The organism is Micromonospora tarapacensis (assembly GCF_019697375.1).
GTDB classification, from domain to species: Bacteria; Actinomycetota; Actinomycetes; order Mycobacteriales; family Micromonosporaceae; genus Micromonospora; species Micromonospora tarapacensis.
On record NZ_JAHCDI010000004.1, the window covers coordinates 4,603,315 to 4,620,986 of the forward strand.

Annotated in this window: 23 protein-coding genes and 1 pseudogene; 11 read left to right on the forward strand and 13 right to left on the reverse strand. The window is 70.9% G+C overall.

Annotated elements, in window-relative coordinates:
* Positions 1–27 precede the first annotated feature (27 nt).
* The 4 genes from KIF24_RS26960 to KIF24_RS33485 are packed head-to-tail and all read right to left on the reverse strand — an operon-like array spanning position 28 to position 2,371.
* The gene (locus KIF24_RS26960) at positions 28–654 is read right to left on the reverse strand and encodes a hypothetical protein (protein WP_221086421.1); all 627 of its coding nucleotides are present in this window, start codon (positions 652–654) and stop codon (positions 28–30) included.
* Positions 655–658: 4 nt separating this feature from the next.
* Entirely contained in the window at positions 659–1,249 is a 591-nt protein-coding gene (locus KIF24_RS26965) for a DNA-3-methyladenine glycosylase I (RefSeq protein WP_221086422.1), read from the reverse strand.
* Between the two features lie 22 nt (positions 1,250–1,271).
* Positions 1,272–1,769, reverse strand: a complete 498-nt coding sequence (locus tag KIF24_RS26970) for an SRPBCC family protein (RefSeq protein WP_221086423.1) — start codon at positions 1,767–1,769, stop codon at positions 1,272–1,274.
* Positions 1,766–2,371 (reverse strand): DivIVA domain-containing protein, encoded by a 606-nt coding sequence (locus KIF24_RS33485; RefSeq protein WP_230415917.1) that lies wholly within the window; start codon positions 2,369–2,371, stop codon positions 1,766–1,768. Before KIF24_RS33485 ends, KIF24_RS26970 begins: the two co-directional genes overlap by 4 nt.
* A 145-nt stretch (positions 2,372–2,516) precedes the next feature.
* Here KIF24_RS33485 and folP point away from each other — a divergent pair, with 145 nt between their 5' ends.
* Positions 2,517–3,386, forward strand: a complete 870-nt coding sequence (gene folP / locus KIF24_RS26980; RefSeq protein WP_221086424.1) for a dihydropteroate synthase — start codon at positions 2,517–2,519, stop codon at positions 3,384–3,386.
* A gap of 9 nt (positions 3,387–3,395) precedes the next feature.
* On the opposite strand, the gene ndhC is transcribed toward folP, so the two are convergent.
* Positions 3,396–3,773 (reverse strand): NADH-quinone oxidoreductase subunit A, encoded by a 378-nt coding sequence (gene ndhC, locus KIF24_RS26985; RefSeq protein ID WP_221086425.1) that lies wholly within the window; start codon positions 3,771–3,773, stop codon positions 3,396–3,398.
* A gap of 422 nt (positions 3,774–4,195) precedes the next feature.
* Between ndhC and KIF24_RS26990 the strand changes: the two genes are divergently transcribed.
* Positions 4,196–6,043 (forward strand): 2-oxoacid:acceptor oxidoreductase subunit alpha, encoded by a 1,848-nt coding sequence (locus KIF24_RS26990; protein ID WP_221086426.1) that lies wholly within the window; start codon positions 4,196–4,198, stop codon positions 6,041–6,043.
* Positions 6,036–7,073, forward strand: coding sequence for a 2-oxoacid:ferredoxin oxidoreductase subunit beta (locus KIF24_RS26995; RefSeq protein WP_221086427.1), 1,038 nt, complete (start codon positions 6,036–6,038; stop codon positions 7,071–7,073). Before KIF24_RS26990 ends, KIF24_RS26995 begins: the two co-directional genes overlap by 8 nt.
* Positions 7,074–7,148: 75 nt before the next feature.
* Here the strand turns inward: KIF24_RS26995 and KIF24_RS27000 are convergent, their stop codons facing one another.
* Positions 7,149–7,796 carry an FMN-dependent NADH-azoreductase gene (locus KIF24_RS27000; protein ID WP_221086428.1) on the reverse strand — a complete coding sequence of 216 codons (648 nt, stop codon included), beginning with the start codon at positions 7,794–7,796 and terminating at the stop codon, positions 7,149–7,151.
* 60 nt (positions 7,797–7,856) lie between these two features.
* On the opposite strand from KIF24_RS27000, the gene KIF24_RS27005 reads away from it, so the two are divergent.
* Complete coding sequence (locus KIF24_RS27005; protein WP_230415918.1) at positions 7,857–8,363, forward strand: MarR family winged helix-turn-helix transcriptional regulator; 507 nt, start codon at positions 7,857–7,859, stop codon at positions 8,361–8,363.
* 17 nt (positions 8,364–8,380) lie between these two features.
* Here KIF24_RS27005 and KIF24_RS27010 read toward each other — a convergent pair whose 3' ends face one another.
* Entirely contained in the window at positions 8,381–9,394 is a 1,014-nt protein-coding gene (locus KIF24_RS27010) for a potassium channel family protein (RefSeq protein WP_221086429.1), read from the reverse strand.
* A 161-nt stretch (positions 9,395–9,555) separates the two neighbouring features.
* Between KIF24_RS27010 and KIF24_RS34780 the strand changes: the two are divergent.
* Positions 9,556–9,993: pseudogene (locus KIF24_RS34780) on the forward strand (helix-turn-helix domain-containing protein); the annotation flags it as partial.
* Between the two features lie 564 nt (positions 9,994–10,557).
* Positions 10,558–11,139 carry an ATP-dependent Clp protease proteolytic subunit gene (locus KIF24_RS27025; RefSeq protein ID WP_221086431.1) on the forward strand — a complete coding sequence of 194 codons (582 nt, stop codon included), beginning with the start codon at positions 10,558–10,560 and terminating at the stop codon, positions 11,137–11,139.
* 90 nt (positions 11,140–11,229) lie between these two features.
* On the opposite strand, the gene KIF24_RS27030 is transcribed toward KIF24_RS27025, so the two are convergent.
* Positions 11,230–11,601, reverse strand: a complete 372-nt coding sequence (locus KIF24_RS27030) for a winged helix-turn-helix transcriptional regulator (protein ID WP_221086432.1) — start codon at positions 11,599–11,601, stop codon at positions 11,230–11,232.
* A gap of 108 nt (positions 11,602–11,709) precedes the next feature.
* Between KIF24_RS27030 and KIF24_RS27035 the strand changes: the two genes are divergently transcribed.
* Positions 11,710–12,558, forward strand: a complete 849-nt coding sequence (locus tag KIF24_RS27035) for an SDR family oxidoreductase (RefSeq protein ID WP_221086433.1) — start codon at positions 11,710–11,712, stop codon at positions 12,556–12,558.
* Between the two features lie 149 nt (positions 12,559–12,707).
* On the opposite strand, the gene KIF24_RS33495 is transcribed toward KIF24_RS27035, so the two are convergent.
* Complete coding sequence (locus KIF24_RS33495; protein WP_230415919.1) at positions 12,708–13,013, reverse strand: YybH family protein; 306 nt, start codon at positions 13,011–13,013, stop codon at positions 12,708–12,710.
* Positions 12,988–13,359 carry a nuclear transport factor 2 family protein gene (locus KIF24_RS33500; RefSeq protein WP_230415920.1) on the reverse strand — a complete coding sequence of 124 codons (372 nt, stop codon included), beginning with the start codon at positions 13,357–13,359 and terminating at the stop codon, positions 12,988–12,990. Before KIF24_RS33500 ends, KIF24_RS33495 begins: the two co-directional genes overlap by 26 nt.
* Before the next feature lie 77 nt (positions 13,360–13,436).
* On the opposite strand from KIF24_RS33500, the gene KIF24_RS27045 reads away from it, so the two are divergent.
* Both KIF24_RS27045 and KIF24_RS27050 read left to right on the forward strand, forming a co-directional pair.
* Positions 13,437–13,673 carry a VOC family protein gene (locus KIF24_RS27045; protein ID WP_221086434.1) on the forward strand — a complete coding sequence of 79 codons (237 nt, stop codon included), beginning with the start codon at positions 13,437–13,439 and terminating at the stop codon, positions 13,671–13,673.
* Positions 13,674–13,689: 16 nt separating this feature from the next.
* Positions 13,690–14,535, forward strand: coding sequence for an alpha/beta hydrolase (locus tag KIF24_RS27050; RefSeq protein ID WP_221086435.1), 846 nt, complete (start codon positions 13,690–13,692; stop codon positions 14,533–14,535).
* Positions 14,536–14,559: 24 nt separating this feature from the next.
* On the opposite strand, the gene KIF24_RS27055 is transcribed toward KIF24_RS27050, so the two are convergent.
* From KIF24_RS27055 to KIF24_RS27065, 3 genes are read right to left on the reverse strand one after another with little or no spacing between them, the layout of a single operon-like run.
* Positions 14,560–15,132, reverse strand: coding sequence for a TIGR03086 family metal-binding protein (locus KIF24_RS27055; protein ID WP_221086436.1), 573 nt, complete (start codon positions 15,130–15,132; stop codon positions 14,560–14,562).
* Positions 15,119–15,601 (reverse strand): SRPBCC family protein, encoded by a 483-nt coding sequence (locus KIF24_RS27060; protein WP_230415921.1) that lies wholly within the window; start codon positions 15,599–15,601, stop codon positions 15,119–15,121. Before KIF24_RS27060 ends, KIF24_RS27055 begins: the two co-directional genes overlap by 14 nt.
* Positions 15,598–15,960, reverse strand: coding sequence for an ArsR/SmtB family transcription factor (locus tag KIF24_RS27065; protein ID WP_221086437.1), 363 nt, complete (start codon positions 15,958–15,960; stop codon positions 15,598–15,600). Before KIF24_RS27065 ends, KIF24_RS27060 begins: the two co-directional genes overlap by 4 nt.
* A gap of 318 nt (positions 15,961–16,278) precedes the next feature.
* Here KIF24_RS27065 and KIF24_RS27070 point away from each other — a divergent pair, with 318 nt between their 5' ends.
* Together KIF24_RS27070 and KIF24_RS27075 are read left to right on the forward strand one after the other, a co-directional pair.
* A complete protein-coding gene (locus tag KIF24_RS27070) occupies positions 16,279–16,686 on the forward strand; it encodes a nitroreductase family deazaflavin-dependent oxidoreductase (RefSeq protein ID WP_221087568.1) in 408 nt (135 codons plus the stop codon).
* Positions 16,687–16,802: 116 nt separating this feature from the next.
* Positions 16,803–16,997 carry a hypothetical protein gene (locus KIF24_RS27075; RefSeq protein WP_221086438.1) on the forward strand — a complete coding sequence of 65 codons (195 nt, stop codon included), beginning with the start codon at positions 16,803–16,805 and terminating at the stop codon, positions 16,995–16,997.
* Positions 16,998–17,672 lie beyond the last annotated feature (675 nt).

The following is a 17,672-nucleotide window of genomic DNA, read 5'->3' on the forward strand; positions in this document are numbered from 1 at the left end:
AGCGGACGCTGCCCGGCCGGAGGTAGGTCAGTCGTCGTCCTCTTCGGGATCCTGGTTCGCCTCGCCACCGAGCACGAACGCCTGCATGGCCAGCTCGTCGCCGGAGGGCGAGACGAACGCCGGCAGCTCCCGGGGGCCCAGCTCCTGCACGTAGGCCCAGAACAGGCGGACCGCCTCCGCCGGCGAGTCGGCCTCGATCGGCAGATCCAGGCTGACCAGCCAGTTGCGGCGCTGCGGCGCCGGGCCGAGCCGGTCGACCAGCTCGCGGAAGGTCACCGGGTCGAGGGCGGTGACCGGCCCGCCGAGGACCAGGGCGTCGGCCGGCACCGGCTCGTCGAAGGCCCGTCGGGTGTATGCCACCACCAGTGCGTCGGGCGCCCGGTCCGACTGCGGGTCGTCCGGATCCTCCGGACGCCGGGCGGTCGGAGCCGCGACCCGGCCCAGGGCCACCAGACGCGGCGGCTCGTCGGCCAGCACCGCGACGTGATCACCGGGACGGGGCAGGACCGCGTCGCCCAGCCCGGTCAACTCCAGGGTGTCGTGGTGGACGAGCCGCTCGGCGTCGTACCGTCCGGCGGGCAGGAGCACAGCCCAGGTGCCCGTGCCGTCCGCGTGGCTCAGCCCGTTCGCCCGGTGCGCGGTGTCGGTCGTCATGCCCTCATCCCATCACGCCCGCCCTCGACGTCACGACGTGGCAGCCCGTGAGATGGTCGTCGACCATGCCGGTCGCCTGCATCAACGCGTACGCGGTGGTCGGGCCGACGAAGCGGAAACCACGCTTCTTGAGCGCCTTGGCCATCGCCGTGGAGGCGTCGGTCACCGCCGGCACGGCGGCGAACGAGGTCGGGCGGGCGCGGCCGGGCGGCGGGGCGAAGGACCAGAGCAACGCCGACAGTCCTTCGGGCAGCTCCTGCGCCGCCCGGGCGTTGGCGACGGCCGCCTCGATCTTGGCCCGGTTGCGGACGATGCCCGCGTCGGCGAGCAGCCTGGTCACCTCCTCCTCGCCGTAGCCGGCCACCGTGTCGATCCGGAAGTCGGCGAAGGCCGCCCGGAACGCCGGCCGCTTGCGCAGGATGGTCAACCAGGACAGCCCGGACTGGAACGCCTCCAGCGTCATCCGCTCGTAGAGGGCATCGTCACCGCGCAGCGGGCGGCCCCATTCGGTGTCGTGGTAGACCGCGTAGTCGGGGGTGCTCGCTCCCCAGCCGCACCGGGCCAGGCCGTCGGTGCCGATCACCAGTTCAGTCACGGATCCAGGCTAGGCGAGCGGGTCAGGGCAGGCGACCCTGCTCGACCTGGCGGGCGAACCTGCGCAGCGCCTGGGTCAGGCTGAACTTCGAGCCGGGCCAGAGCACCGGCCACGCCACCCGACCGGCCGTCCCTCCCGGCAGGTGGAACCACTCGTGCCAGACCACCTGGCTGCGGCCACTCTCCAGCGGGGTGCAGCGCAGCACACCCGGGCCGCGCAGCAGCGTGCCGCAGTGCACCACGCCGATCTCGTACGGCTCGTCCACCCGGACCACCCGCATCGTGTCCCGCAGCACCGCCGGGCCGAGCGTGGTGACCGCCTCGACCAGGCTGCCCTCGCCGCCGTCGCCCTCGACCACCCGCACGGTGGTGAACGGGATCCAGTCGGACTGCCGTTCCCAGGCCAGCAGGGCGGCGAAGACCTTCTCCGCGGGCGCGTTGACGATCACTGTGGCGGTGACCTCACCGGCGCCGGGCTGAGCCGCCTCGCGAAGGTCGTCCGAGCCGTCCGGATCGCTCACGCCGGCTCCGGTCGGGCAGCGGAACCGCGCGAATGGGCAGCCGGCTGCCCGGCGCCGGCCGGCTCCTCGCCGGAACCGGCACCACCGGGTGCGTCGTCAGCGGCATCGCCAGCGGCGGCCGTGGTGTCGGCGGCCGGTTCCGCGTCGCCCACCGGCGGCTGGGGCTCCGGCAACACGGTCACCGTCTCCCCGCCGGTACCGGTCGCCGCCGCGTCGGCCTCCCCGGCCGGCACCGCGGGTGAGGCCGAGGACTGCTCACGGGCCCGTCGCAGCGCGTCGGCCTCGGCCGTCCGCCCGTCCCGCAACGCGGCCACCTCCGCCTCCAGCACCCCGATCAGCTCGGTCTTGTAGCCGATGTCGTACGCCGCCCGGCGGATCGCCTGGTCGACCTGGGCCATCCGGTACCCACGTAGCGCCGTGTCGAACCGCACCTCGCCCACGTCCGCCTCGCGCAGCGGCCGGTCGCCGGGCAGCGGCACCGCGCGCCCGTCCGCCTCGGCCGGCACCAGGCCGGGATCCCGACCGGTCACCAGGACCGTCACGCCGAACACCACCGCCGCGACGGTGACCGCCACGACCAGCAGGAGCAGAAGCTGACCCATGGCACTGATCGTGGCACGCCGACGGGAACGTAGCGACCCCACCCGGCGCGCCGTACCGGGACAGGGCGCCCGGCCTGCGACGGGATAGCGTCACCGTGGCGGCGCCGTGATCGGCCGGCGGCGTACGAGCGATGAAGGAGGCGGCGTGGCCGGGGTGCTGCGGCTCGGCGGGCGGACGTTCGGTCCCCACAACCTGGTGGTGATGGCGATCGTCAACCGCACCCCGGACTCGTTCTTCGACCGGGGTGCGACGTACCGCGCGGACAGTGCGCTGCGGGCGGTGGAACGCGCGGTTGACGAGGGCGCGGAGATCGTCGACATCGGCGGGGTGAAGGCCGGACCGGGTGTCGACGTGGATGTCGCCGAGGAGATCCGCCGCACGGTGGACACCATCGCCGCCGTCCGGGCCGCCTTCCCGGAGGTGGTCATCTCGATCGACACCTGGCGCGCCGAGGTCGCGGTGGAGGCCGTGGCGGCCGGCGCGGACCTGCTCAACGACACCTGGTCGGGGGCGGATCCGGCGTTGGCCCGGGTCGCCGCGCGGACCGGCGCCGGGCTGGTCTGCTCGCACGCGGGCGGGCTCAGCCCGCGGACCAGGCCACACCGGGCGGCCTTCGCCGACGTGGTCGCCGACGTCGTCACGACGGTGACCGGCCTCGCCGAACGCGCGGTGTCACTGGGCGTACGTCCCGACGGGATTCTCATCGACCCGGCGCACGACTTCGGCAAGAACACCCGCCACTCGCTGGAGATCACCCGGCGACTCGGTGAACTGGCCGCCACCGGCTGGCCGGTGCTGGTCGCCCTGTCGAACAAGGACTTCATCGGCGAGACGCTGGACCTGCCGGTCACCGAGCGGCTGGAGGGCACGCTCGCCGCGACGGCGGTCTCCGCCTGGCTGGGCGCCCGGGTCTTCCGGGCCCATCAGGTGCGCCCGACCCGCCGCGTCCTGGACCTGGTCGCCGCCGTCCAGGGCCACCGCCCGCCGACCCTCAGCCGGCGTGGCCTCGCCTGAGGCACGGGGTCAGGTCCAGGCGAGGATCCTGCGGCGCCAGGCGTAGAGCAGGCCGAGGGCGAGGACGGCGACGAAGACCGCCATCTCCACCACGGTGACCAGCCCGAAACCGGGCCGGTCGAAGACCACCGCCCAGGGGAAGAGGAACACCGCCTCGACCGCGAACAGCACGTAGAGGTAGGCGTAGACGTAGTACCGGATCTGCATCTGGGCCCAGTCGCCGCCGACCGGGTCGACGCCGCACTCGTAGCTGGCGCGCTTGCCCGGCGGGTCGGCCGGGCGGGCGGGACGCAGCACCCGGTTCGCCGCGAAGGCGACGACCAGGAATCCGACGCCGGCGAGCAGCAGCAACCCGAGCGTCGCGTACGAGCCCAGGTAACCGGTCACGGTCGATCAGCCTACCGCCCCGCCGACCGCGGATCCGGCCGGACCGGCCGGGGCGATCGCCGCCGGAAGGGTCCGGAATGTGGTTCCGGTCCCCACCGGCCGGCGCGGTCCCGCGACAGGCCGCAGTGGCACGGTGCGGGACGGGCCGGTAGCGGCAGGTGGTGATCTGGATTACGGCGGGCCGGACGAAACCCCGCAACAGGCCCTATAAACCCTCACATTCCGATCCCAGTCGGCGGACCTCCGGGCCGGATGTGCCCCCGATCCGACGTAGGCTCTCGGTTGGGAAAGGACAGGCGGGCCGGACGCTCACGGACGGCCGGTGCAGCGGCACGTCAAGGAGGTCTCGTGGCCGGGCAAGGCGAGGTCACCATCCAGTTCAGCCGGCCGCGCCACGGCGCGCAGCGAAACGGGGTACGGCCGTGACGAAGCAGATCCGCCAACTGGAACGGGTGGTCATCCGCTTCGCCGGCGACTCCGGCGACGGCATGCAGCTCACCGGTGACCGGTTCACCTCCGAGACCGCGCAGCTGGGCAACGACATCTCCACGTTGCCCAACTTCCCGGCCGAGATCCGGGCCCCCGCCGGCACCCTGCCGGGCGTGTCGAGTTTCCAGGTGCACTTCGCCGACTACGACATCCTCACCCCCGGCGACGCGCCGAACGTGCTGGTCGCGATGAACCCGGCGGCGCTCAAGGCCAACCTCGCCGACCTGCCCCGCGGCGCCGACATCATCGTCAACACCGACGAGTTCACCCGGCGCAACCTGGCCAAGGTCGGCTACGCGAGCAGCCCGCTCGACGACGACACGCTCGCCGGGTACGCGGTGCACCCGGTCGCGCTGACCTCGATGACGATCGGCGCGCTGGCCGAGCTCGACGTCTCCAAGAAGGACGCCGAACGGGCCAAGAACATGTTCGCCCTCGGCCTGCTCAGCTGGATGTACTCCCGGCCGTACGAGTCGACCCTGCGGTTCCTGGAGCGCAAGTTCGCCAAGCGGCCCGAACTGGTCGCGGCGAACGTCGCCGCGTTCAAGGCCGGCTGGAACTTCGGCGAGACCACCGAGGACTTCGCCGTCCGCTACGAGGTGAAGCCGGCCAAGATGCCGCCGGGCACCTATCGCAACATCACCGGCAACGCCGCGCTGTCACTCGGCATCGTCGCCGCGGGTGTCCGTTCCGGTCTGCCGGTCTTTCTCGGCGCGTACCCGATCACCCCGGCCTCGGACATCCTGCACGAGTTGAGCAAGCACAAGCGCTTCGGTGTCACCACCATGCAGGCCGAGGACGAGATCGCCGCGATCGGCGCGGCCCTGGGCGCCTCGTACGGCGGGGCGCTGGGCGTCACCACCACCAGCGGCCCGGGCGTGGCACTCAAGGGCGAGACCATCTCCCTCGCGGTGGCGCTGGAACTGCCGCTGCTGATCGTCGACGTGCAGCGGGCCGGGCCGTCCACCGGCATGCCGACCAAGACCGAGCAGGCCGACCTGAACATGGCGCTGTTCGGCCGGCACGGCGAGGCGCCGGTGGCGGTGATCGCGCCGAAGTCGCCGTCGGACTGCTTCCACGCCGCACTGGAGGCGGCACGGATCGCGCTGACCTACCGCACGCCGGTGATCCTGCTGTCGGACAACTACGTCGCCAACGGTTCCGAGCCGTGGCTGCTGCCCGAGGTGGACTCCCTGCCGGACCTGCGGGTCGAGTTCGCCACCCGGCCCAACGGCGACGACGGCACCACCTTCCTGCCGTATCTGCGCGACCCGAAGACCCTGGCGCGGCCGTGGGCCGTCCCGGGCACCGCCGGTCTGGAACACCGCATCGGTGGGCTGGAGAAGGCCGACAAGACCGGTGACATCTCGTACGAGCCGGCGAACCACGACTACATGGTGCGTACCCGGGCCGCCCGGATCGAGACGATTCCGGTGCCGGACATCGAGGTGGAGGACCCGGACGGCGACGCCCGGGTGCTGGTGCTCGGCTGGGGCTCGACGTACGGCCCGATCGGTGCCGCCTGCCGCGCCCTGCGCCAGCGCGGGCTGTCGATCGCACAGGCGCACCTGCGGCATCTCTCGCCGCTGCCGGCCAACCTGGGTGCGGTGCTGCGCTCCTACGACCGGGTGGTCATTCCCGAGATGAACCTCGGCCAGCTCGCCCACGTGATCCGGGCCCGCTACCTGGTCGACGCGATCGGCTACAACCAGGTCCGTGGCCTGCCGTTCACGGCCGCCGAGCTGGAGACGACGCTGGAAGAGGTGCTGAAGAATGTCTGAGCCCGTCGCCCTCAAGCTCACCATGAAGGACTTCAAGTCCGACCAGGAGGTGCGCTGGTGCCCCGGCTGCGGTGACTACGCGATCCTCGCCGCCGTCCAGCAGTTCATGCCGGAGTTGAACATCCCCCGGGAGAACACCGTCTTCATCTCGGGCATCGGCTGCTCGTCGCGCTTCCCGTACTACATGAACACCTACGGGATGCACTCCATCCACGGGCGGGCCCCGGCGATCGCCACCGGCCTGTCGGTCTCCCGCCCGGACCTGTCGGTCTGGGTGGTGACCGGCGACGGCGACGCGCTCTCCATCGGCGGCAACCACCTGATCCACGCGCTGCGCCGCAACGTCAACCTCAAGATCCTGCTGTTCAACAACCGGATCTACGGCCTGACCAAGGGCCAGTACAGCCCGACCTCCGAGGTCGGAAAGATCACGAAGTCGACGCCGCTCGGTTCGGCCGACGCGCCGTTCAACCCGCTGTCCCTGGCGCTCGGCGCGGAGGCCACCTTCGTCGGCCGGACCATCGACTCCGACCGCAAGCACCTCCAGTCGGTGCTGCGCGCCGCGGCGGAGCACGAGGGTTCGGCCTTCGTGGAGATCTACCAGAACTGCAACATCTTCAACGACGGGGCGTTCGAGCAGCTCAAGGATCCAGGCACCCGGGACGACCACCTGATCCGGCTGGAGCACGGCCAGCCGATCACCTTCGGCTCCGACGGCCAGTTCTGCGTCGTACACCCGCCGGGCGGCTTCGGCCTGGAGGTACGCGAAACCGCGTCCACGCCGGCCGCGGAGATCGTCGTGCACGACGCCACGGTCGCCGATCCGGCGTACGCGTTCGCGCTGTCCCGGCTGCCCGGGTTCGACCTGCGCAACACACCGATCGGCGTCTTCCGCTCGGTGCGTCGCCCCTCCTACGACAGCGTGGTGCAGGGGCAGTTGAGCGAGGCCAGGGCCAGCGTCACCGAGACACCGGAGCAGCAGCTCGCCGGCCTGCTGGGCAGCGGCGACACCTGGACCATCGTCGGCTGACCGGCAGTTCCGTCCGCGCCGACGAGAGGGCGGGCCGTCCAACGGACGGCCCGCCCTCGTCGTGTCGGGTGACGGTCAGACTCCGGCAGCGGCCGGCACCCACAGCTCGTCGATGGCCCGCTCGGCCGCGGCGAGGCTCTCCTCGTGCAGCGGAATCAGCTCTGCCATGGCCGGCATGACCGGGGCGAGGGTGAGCTCGGCGGCGATGAAGCGCGGCTGAAGGCCGGTCATCGAGAGGCCGTGCGGCAGCCACGGCTCGGCGTGGTCCCAGCCGGCACGCGGGGTACCCGCGCCGTAGCCGCCGCCCCGGGAGGTGACCACGACGAACTCGCGATCGCCGAGCAGCCCGGCACCGGTCGCCGGGTCGTACGCGAGGCCGGGCGCGATGAGCAGGTCGACCCAGGTCTTCACGCTGCTCGGCGCGGCGTAGTTGTAGAGCGGCAGGCCGAGCAGGACGGTGTCCGCCTGCTTCACCTCCGCGACCAGCTTCTCGCTCAGCTCCCAGGAGTGGCGCTGCTCCGGGGTGTGCTGGTCGGCCGGCGTCATCCGCGCCAGGCCGCCCGCCTCGTCGAGGTGCGGCAGCGGCTCCCGACCCAGATTGCGGTAGGTGACCGTGCCGCCCGGGTGAGCGTTCTGCCAGGCGGCGGCGGCACGGGCGGTGAGCCGCCGGCTGACCGAGAGCTCCCCACGGATGCTCGAGTCGATGTGCAACAGGTGCGGCATTGGTTAATCCTCCACAGATCGTTTGCGTAGCACCAACCATTTATAGCAGACTCATGTTTCATGGCACTGGGTAAACTGGGTCACATGTCCTCCGGGCCGGCCGAACAGACAGAGCGCCGCTCCGGCGCGCTGCTCGACTACCTGGCCCGCCGGATGCGACTCCGGTCCGAGTCGGTGCTGGCCCCGCTCGGCCTGCGCCCCCGGCACCTGGTCGCGCTCACCGTGCTGCGCGACGCGGGCGGCATGAGCCAACAGGGGCTCGCCGGCACCCTGCAGATCGACGGCACCAACGTCGTGGGGCTGCTCAACGACCTGGAGACAGCGGGCCTGGTCGAGCGGCGACGCTCACCCGAGGACCGCCGGCGACACGTGGTGAGCCTCACCGAGACCGGCGAGCAACGCCTCAAACAGGCCGAGTGCGCCCTGGTCAGCGCCGAGGACGACGTTCTCGGCGCACTCGACCCCACCGAGCGCGAAACGCTCTACGAGCTGCTGCGGCGGGCGACCAGCGGCACGCCGATCAACTGCGCCGAGGCCGCCGGCAACAACCCGGACGCCCTCTGCTGACCTCCGCCGCCGCGCGGTCAGGGCAGGTTGTTCGCGGTGGGGCGATCGTCGCGGACGTGCACCAGCATGTCGCCGGTCTCGACGACCGCGCCGGCCCGGTCGGCCAACGTGACCACCTTGCCCCGCCGCACCAGTGCGATGACCAGCGTTTCCAGCTCGCGGGGGGACTTGCCGACCTCGTGGCGTTCGGCCGACCGCATGGCCAGCGCCATGCCCTGACCGGGGGTGAGCAGATCCTCCACCACGTCGATCAGCGGCGGCGCAGAGGTGGACAGGCCCAGCAACCGGCCGGCGGTCGCCGAGGAGACGATCACGTGGTGAGCACCGCTCTGCTTGAGCAACGGGGCGTTCTCCGCCTCCCGGGCGGCGGCGATGATCCGGACCTGACCGGCGGTGAGCTGGCGTACGGTCAGTGCCACCAGCACCGACGCGTCGTCACTGTCGGTCGCGATGATCACCGCCTTGGCGGTACGCACGTGCGCCTGGTTGAGCACGGAGGAACGGGTCGCCGAACCCTCGATCGCGACCAGCCCGTTGGAGGTGGCCTGGCGCAGCGCCGGGCCGTGCCGCTCCACCACCACGATCTGGGACTTGTCGAGCCCGTTCTCCATCAGGGCCGAGATCGCGCTGCGGCCCTTGGTGCCGTAGCCACAGATGATGACGTGGTCCTTCACTTTTCTCTCCCACCGGTGCAGGCGACGGCCGGTCCGGTACTGCTCGGTCAGGACCTCGAGAGTGGTGCCGACCAGGATGATCAGGAACAGCACCCGGGCCGGGGTGATGAACAGGACGTTGACCAGCCGGGCCTCCTGGGTGGCCGGCACGATGTCGCCGTACCCGGTGGTGGACAGCGAGACCACCGCATAGTAGAAGCAGTCCAGCAGGGTCAGTCCGTCGCCGTTGGCGTCGCGGTACTGCTCCCGTTCGAGATAGACGATCGCGACCACGGCGAGCACCAGCCCGAGGGCGGCGGCCAACCGCAGGCTCAGCGCGCTGAGCGGGCCTCGCCGCTGCGCGGGAAAGTGGATCACCGCGGGTCCCGCCCCGCCTCGGTCGCCTGCACGCCCACAACATAGCCCGTGCTTGCGGGGCCGTATGTCGGGGTGGCGGCGAGCGGGACAGGGACGGCGAGCGGGGCGGCGGGCGGGCATGATGGGAAGGTCAGCGCAGGACCGGCGAGAGGAAGGTCCGCATGTCGTTGCTGCGACGGGTGATCGGCGCGGTGCTGCGGCGGGAACGCCAACGCCAGGGCCGCACGCTGCGGGAGGTCGCCCGCGCCGCCGGGGTCTCCGTGCCGTACCTCTCCGAGGTCGAACGCGGCCGCAAGGAGGCGTCCTCCGAGGTGCTCGCCGCGATCTGCCGGGCGCTCGGCCTCTACCTCTCCGACCTGCTGGAGGCGGTCCGCGACGAGCTGCGCCAGGTCGAACGCCGGGTGCCGGCCGCTCCGCCGGGCAACCGCGTGCCGACCGCCCGGCCCGGTGATCCGGTGGTCGCGGCGACCGGACGCGGTACGGACGGCTCCGCCCATCCCGTCGCCCGTCTCAGCGGTTTCGGCTTCGGCACCGAGTTGATCGTGCCCGGGGAGACCGGGCTTCCGGCCAGCCGGCTCGTCAGCGGCGGGCCCGGCGGCGGCCAGCTCTGGCCGGGGCTCGCCGCGCCCGGGCTCAGCCATGGCCGGCTTCGCCACGGCGGAACCGCCAGCAGGCTCGGCGGCGGGTTCGGCGATGATCCGAACGGCGGCATCAGGTCCGTCGTGTTCGCCGACCCGGCCGCCGACATCGACGCGATCGTCCGCGGCTCGGCACTCCGCCACACGTCACCCGACCGTTTCGCGGGCGGCGTGTCCCGGCCCCGCTCCGCCCCGGCGGCCACCCGACGGGTCCGCGCACTGGCCCGGCGGCACCACCACGGCCCGTCCGGGCAGCACCCGCACGGCGGGCAACGCCCGGCCGCTCGCACCGTCGCCGGCGCCCACGTCCGCATCGTCACCCGCCGCTCGCCCCACGCCGTCGCCGGTCGCTGAGCCGCACGTCGAAGCAGGCGGTGGACGCTCCGGCGACCAGCCGCCACGTTCTGCCGTGGGCGGATCTGCCCGGGGCAGAACCGCTCGGGCTGGGCCGCCCGCCCGGCGCAGGCTGGGAGGAGCCGGTCCCCGGGCGCTCGACGTCGCCCCCGGCGGGTGGAGGGTGACGCCATGATCACGATGTTGGACGACGGCCAGCGGAGCTTCGGTGACCAGGTCTTCGAGCGGCTCCTGCGGGAGCGGATCGTCTTCCTCGGCAGCGAGGTGACCGACGAGATTGCCAACCGGATCTGCGCCCAGATCCTGCTGCTCGCCGCCGAGGATTCGGAACGGGACATCCACCTCTACATCAACTCACCCGGCGGCTCGGTGAGCGCGGGCATGGCGGTCTACGACACGATGCGCTTCGTCCGCAACGACGTGGCGACGCTGGCCCTGGGACTGGCCGGATCGATGGGGCAGTTCCTGCTCTGCGCGGGCGCGGCCGGCAAGCGGTACACGCTGCCGCACACCCGGATCCTGATGCACCAGCCCTCCGGCGGGATGGGCGGCACCGCTGCCGACATAACCATCCAGGCGGAGAACATGCTGCACGTGAAGCGGACGATGCAGGAACTGATTGCCCAGCACAGTGGCCGCACCCTGGCCGAGATCCAGCGGGACTGGGACCGCGACCGCTGGTTCACCGCCGACGAGGCCTGCGACTACGGCCTCATCGACCAGGTCGTCACCACCGCCACCCAACTCCCCTGACCGCCATCCACCCTGCCGATCCTGCGGTTCGGGTCTGGTCCGCCCCGCACCTCCTGTCGATGCCACGCGAGAGCACGATCGGCGAGGCGGTCAGGTGCGGGCGTCGTAGCGGGCTCGGGCGGCCTCCACCTCGGGGAGGTGGCCGGTGGCCCAGGCTCGCAGGCCGGCGAGCAGCGTCAGCAGGCTGCGGCCGAGCTCGGTCAGCTCGTAGTCGACCCGGGGTGGCACGGTCGCGTGGACCATCCGGGTGGCCAGGCCGTCTCGCTCCAGGCCCCGCAGGGTCTGGGTGAGCATCTTCTGGCTTATCCCGTCGATCCGCCCGGCCAACTCGCCGTAACGCTTCGGACCGGCGGCGAGGGCCAGCACGACCAGCACGCTCCACCGGTCGCCGATCCGGTCGAGCACCTGCCGGCTGCCGCACCTGCGGTCGTACAGATCCGGTTCCACGTCTTTACTCTCCATCAGAAGGTGGCGCACCTCAAGGTGCCTACTCTCCAACGGGAAGCACCAGCAGGTTGTTCCAGGTTGACGCGGGTGTCAGGCAGTTCTTCCCTGGAGGGAGCACCACCCATGTCCATCGTCGTCACCGGCGCCACCGGCCACCTCGGCCGCCTCATCGTCACCTCGCTACTGGACCGGGGCGTACCGGCCGGACAACTCCTGGCGCTGGGCCGTGACACCGCCCGGCTGGCCGACCTGGCCGGGCGCGGCGTCACCGTCCGGCAGGCCGACTACGACGACCCCGACTCGCTGCGGGCCGCCCTCGTCGGCGCCGAGAAGCTGATGTTCGTCTCCGGCAGCCAGGTGGGCCGGCGGGTGGCCCAGCATCACAACGTGATCGCCGCCGCCAAGGAGGCCAGCGTCGGGCTGGTCGTCTACACCAGCATCGCGAAGGCCGACGCCTCCAGCCTCATCCTCGCCACCGAGCACCGGGCCACCGAGCAGGAGATCGTCGCCGCCGGGCTGCCGTACGTCTTCCTGCGCAACAGCTGGTACCTGGAAAACTACCTCCCGCAGTTGCCCACGTACCTCCAGCACGGGGTAACCGGCGCGGCGGGTGACGGCCGGATCAGCGCCGCCGCCCGCGCGGATCTCGCGCAGGCCGCCGCCGAGGTGCTGACCGGCGACGGTCACACCAACCAGGTGTACGAGCTGGGCGGCGAATCCTTCACCCTGGCCGAACTGGCCGCCGAGGTGTCCCGGCAGAGCGGCCGCAAAGTCGGCTACACCGACCTGTCGGTGGCGGAGTACGCCGAGGTGCTGATCGGCGCCGGCCTGCCCGAGGGGCATGCCGAGGTGCTGGCCGACTGCGACCGGGGCGCCGCCGAAGGCGAGCTGCACGTGGCGAGCGACGACCTGACCAAGCTGATCGGCCACGCACCGGTCACCCTGGCCGAGGCGATCCGCACCGCCCTCTGACACACGGCCTGCCCACCGTTTCGCCGAGACTGCGCCGGCATTCGTCGCGACCACCACTGCACCCATCGCGGCACCGAGGCCTCACCCCCACCGGTCGCGTCTGCGACCGGTGTGGGGTGACCACCGCCTCGCTCGGCACCGCGGGTCGTCTAGTTCGTTGCGATGGGCGCCAAATCCCTCCTTGCCTGCCCGGTGTCCGGGTCGGTTGGGAATGACACGTGCTGGTGGATCATCTCCCAGCCTCGGTCGGTCTTCTGGAAGATCCGGGTGCCACGGGACCAGCTTTCGACCAGGCCGCCGTTGTCGTGTTGTGCGGTCATCCGGTTCAGGCCCCATGCCACCGCCAGGTCATCGCGCACGACGACCTTCAAATCCGGAACGGTCCAGGTGACGGTCCCGTCGCTGGCGTGGAGGCCGCTGGCGCAGACCTCACGGACCCGGTCTCGGCCGGACATACTCCAGCTGATGCAGTGCCCGCACCTCACGTTCGGAGGCCTCGCGGTCGTCGGTGCCGTTGTCGTCGGGGAACGAATGGTGCTCGTGCGTGACGACCCACCGGCCCTGCTCCTTGCGCAGGCCGAGGGTCAGCCGCAGCAGGAAGTCCGGCTTCCTCGCCAGGTCCTCGGGGGTGCCGCAGCGCAGCAGGGCGTGCGCGTGGGCGACGGTATCGCCCGCCGTGATATGCAGGCTGACGAGCTCGAATGTGGCACCCATCGCCTGCCACCGGAGGAACTCGGGCCATGCCTGCCCATAGGCATCGATTCCTTTGACCCCCTGGTAGGGCGGCGGGACGTCGTACATGACGATGTCCTCGGCGTGGTCGCGTGTGCGACAGTGGCTCATGCCGTTGCGCGGGTATCACCAGAGCCTCGCTCGCCGTGTCCGACATCGGGCGGGCGGTCGCCTTCTACGAAGGCAAGCTGGGCCTACGGGCGCTGCAGTCCGGCCCCAGCGCCAACATCGCCGACGGCGGCCGCGTCTATGGTGCTGGTGGCGTGCCGGCACTGAATGTGTACCAGTCGGTTACTGCCGGGAAGAGCCCGGCGACCTTGGCCACGTGGTACGTCGACGACATCGACCAGATCGTTGACGAGCTCGTCTCGTCCGGCGTCTGACGGCCGCCGTGCCGGGGTGAGCGTCGAGGTGCCCTACCGTCCTCTTCCCGTCGCCGGGTCGGACGTCCGCTACGCCCACGGTCCCGATTCGTGCCGGCAGCCAGGCGTGCCCGTCGGCCACACCATCGAGTTCGACTGGAACGACAGCGCCGCCTATCCGGGTACGCGGCGGAAGTTCTGGATCCACCTGCCGGCCCAGTACGACCCGTCGTTGCCCGCGTCGCTGATGGTATTCCAGGATGGGCAGTGGTACCTGGACCCGGAGGGGGAGGTCCGCGGCGCGATAGTCCTGGACAATCTCATTCACCGCGGTGACATCCCGGTCACCGTCGGCGTGTTCGTCGATCCCGGTGTCCTCGTGGGCGCCGAGGATCCGAAGAACCGCAACATCGAGTACGACGCCTTCGACGACCGCTACGTCACCTTTCTGCTGACCGAGATCATTCCGCAAGTCACCGGCCGCTACTCGATCACCGAGGATCCAGACGGGTGGGGCATCTGTGGGGGCAGCAGTGGCGGCAACTGCGCGTTCACGGCCGCGTGGCTGCGCCCGGACACGTTCCGTCGCGTCATGTGCTGCCTCTCCAGCTTCGCGCAGATGCCGGGCGGGAACCCGTACCCCGAGATCATCCCTCGTGTTCCCCGCAAACCGCTGCGCATCTTCATGCAGGCAGGCCACCGAGACCTGCACTGGAACGAGCCCGGGTCGAACTGGCTCGCCAACAACCTGCGTGTCGCGGCCGCCTTGGCCGAGGCCGGCTATGACTTCCGGCTCGTACTCGGCGATGGCGGCCACAGCCCCAACCACGGCGGCGTCCTTCTGCCTGACGCACTGCGCTGGCTGTGGCGCACCGGCACCTGAGCGTTCACCGGGTTCCTGATGATGTCAGGTGGCCGTCCAGTCCGGATCGCGGCCGATGAAGCCCAGCAGTCTGGCTTGCGGGTCGGCGTCGTCGTTCACCCGCACCCGGGGGCCGAATTGCCCGGACGAGCGGATGGCCCCCTCCATCGGCTGCATCCGGGCCAGCATCTGCGCGCAGAAGTCCTGGTCGAGGCGGTCGTCCTGGCCGGTGGCCCGGGCGAGGTCCCAGGTGTGCATGAACACGTCGGCCGTGTAGAACTGGTCGATCGCGCAGTCCAGCGGCAGCCGGCCGATGTGCGGGTCGGACAGGACGCGGCCGGTCGTTGCCGGGTCGTCGAGCAGGGTCTGCACCGCGTCGCAGTGGGCTTGCCACGCGGCAGCCGGGTCGTCGTCGACCGACGGCCCGGCCGGCAGTTGGATGCCGGAGCCGGCGGCCAGGAACGGCGGGAGCCATTCGACGAGGTGGCGTACCACGTCGCGGGCGGTCCACGCGGCGACCGGGGTGGGCACGTCCCACGACCGGGCGCCCCGGACCCGGTCGGTGAACCCGCGGGCGACCTCCCGGTGCCGCTCGGCGGGCCGGCTAGACAGTCCCATCGACAACCATCTCCTCCAGCTTGGCGTAGCCCTCGTTGACCCCCACCTCCATGCCGCTGGCGAGCCACGCGTCCCGGTCCTCAAAGCTGTCTACAAGGGACTGGCTGCGCAGCAGTGCCCGCCCGTTGCCGAGGTCCTCGAACCACAGCGTCTCCAGCGCCACGCCGTCGGGCTGCCCCTCGAAGGTGAACGTCTGGACGATCCGGTCCGGCCGCACGTCATGGAAGCAGCCATGGAACGCGTACCGCTGCCCGTCGCGGGTGGACACGTAGCGCCAGCTGCCGCCGGAGCGCGCGTCCCACTGCTCAATGCGGGTCTGCATCCCGTTGGGGCCGACCCACAGCGCGAACAGATTCGGATCGGTGTGCGCCCGGAACAGTTGCTCGGGCGTGGCGTTGAACTCCCGGCGCATGCGGATGACCGGCACCGTCGGGTCGGCCTCGATCCTGGTCTCGGCGATGGTGCTCATACCGCCCTGCCCTTCTCGGTCTCGCTGGTCGTCGCATGCTCGTTCATCTGCGCCAGCACGGCGTCGAGACGGCGGTACCGCTCCTCGGCCTGGCGCCGGTACCGCTCGATCCACGTGTCCATCAGGTCGAAGACCTCCAATTCCAGCCGCACCGGCCGGGGCTGCGGCCCCGTCGGCCGGCTCACCACCCCGGCCTGCTCGAGCACCGTGAGGTGCTTGTAGACCGCCTGGAGCGTCATCCGGTAAGGCTCGGCGAGCTGGTTCACGGTCGCGTCACCCGCCGCGAGCCGGGTCACGATGTCACGCCTGGTCGGATCCGCGAGTGCCGCGAAGACCCGAGACAGTACGTCCGTCGCCATCGGCACCTCCTTGCAGCTTTCAACCCCTTGGTTGAAAGACAAGCTATCCCTGATGGCTGACAGTGTCAACCGATAAGTTGAAAGTGCAGCTCAGCCTGCACGCCGAGGCTGCTGGCGTCGGTGTGGCCCCGGGGCCACATCTTCCCTCCCACCGCCGTGGTCCTCGGTCACGCCACGGCCCGCGACTGGCACCCATTCCAGGTACGCGGACTTGCCGCCGGGTCCGCCGGTGCGTGGTCGCGTCGCAGTTCCACCCGCCCGGCCGGAGCTGTCAGAATCGTGTCCAAGGAGCTGGTACGCGCCGGGCGAGGAGAAGGCATGAGCGACTGGAACGACACGATCATCGCCGAGTTTCGTGCCAACGGTGGGCAGGTGGGCGGTCAGTTCGCTGACGCTCCGCTGCTGCTGTTGCACACGGTCGGTGCCAAGAGCGGCCAGCCCCGCGTGAACCCGATGATGTACCAGAAGGTGGACGACGGCTACGCCGTGTTCGCGTCCAAGGCCGGCGCGCCCACCAATCCCGACTGGTACCACAACCTGCTCACTCATCCACAGGTCCAAGCCGAGATCGGCACGAACACGGTCGAATTGGTCGCCAGAGTTACCACCGGCGACGAGCGGGAACGGATCTGGAGCGCCCAGAAGGCAGCGTATCCCGGCTTCGCCGACTACGAGCGGAAGACCAGCCGCCAGATCCCAGTCGTCGTACTGGAACCTGCACCGTAGGCAGAGACGGTCCAACCCCAGCGCCCACCGACACCGACCGCACCGCTGGTCCGGTTCATCCCGCACCCGGCCGTGAAGCGCTCGCCGACTCCCGGCCCTTGGGTATGGTCCGCCAGGTGAACACTGCTTCGAGACGTGCGTCCACGATCCGCATCCTCGGTAACCTCGCCCTGACAGCCGGCCTCCTGGTCTCGGCTATCACGCTGGGGAGCGACACCGGGGCGACCGAGCCGCACGTCCTGGCCGGCCTTCTCGTCGCCATCGGAATCGGGCTGCGCATCGAAGCCGCGGTCAGCGACTCTCGGTCGTGACGCTGAGCCGGACCTGCCCACCCTGGCCGATCGATGTCGGCCGCGTCCCGTCAGGGTCCAAGCGATCCACGTCAACAAGATCGATCGGACCCGAAGCCAGAGGTCAACCGGGGCAAGGCGGTCTACTGTGAGCCGTATCCGCAGGCCAGAGGGCGTTCTTGCTGATCTTTGAGGTGCCCCCGGCAGGATTCGAACCTGCGACACACGGTTTAGGAAGGCGACTGAGGCAAGCCACCCACTGTGGCCGCCACCTGCGCGTCCGGTGTCCCCGTCGGCGTTCCAATCCAAGATCATTGCAGGCATTCTGCACGGCGGGCGCTGCGGACCGCCCGAGGACGGCCGGAGGCCGCCCCGCAGGGCGGGCCGCAAGCGCGCCACCCCTGCCTTGCAAAGATCAAGACTTCTGTCGGCTAGCGTCGGCCAGGGCCGTTGACCTGCTCGCCGTGTCGGCTCCCGTCGACCTCGGGCAGCGTCCGTCGGCCGGCTTGGCTGTACGGATGGCTGTACTGAGCTGGGGTCGACCAGCAGCCCTACACCACCCTTCGGACTGAAGCTGTCGACGTCTGGACACCTGGGAGGTCGGCAGTACTGCTTCGCGCGATCGCAGTGTCTACCACCTCGATTGCAAGCTCCAAACACGACCGTCAGCAGAAGTGTAGGATCGCGCCCGCTCTA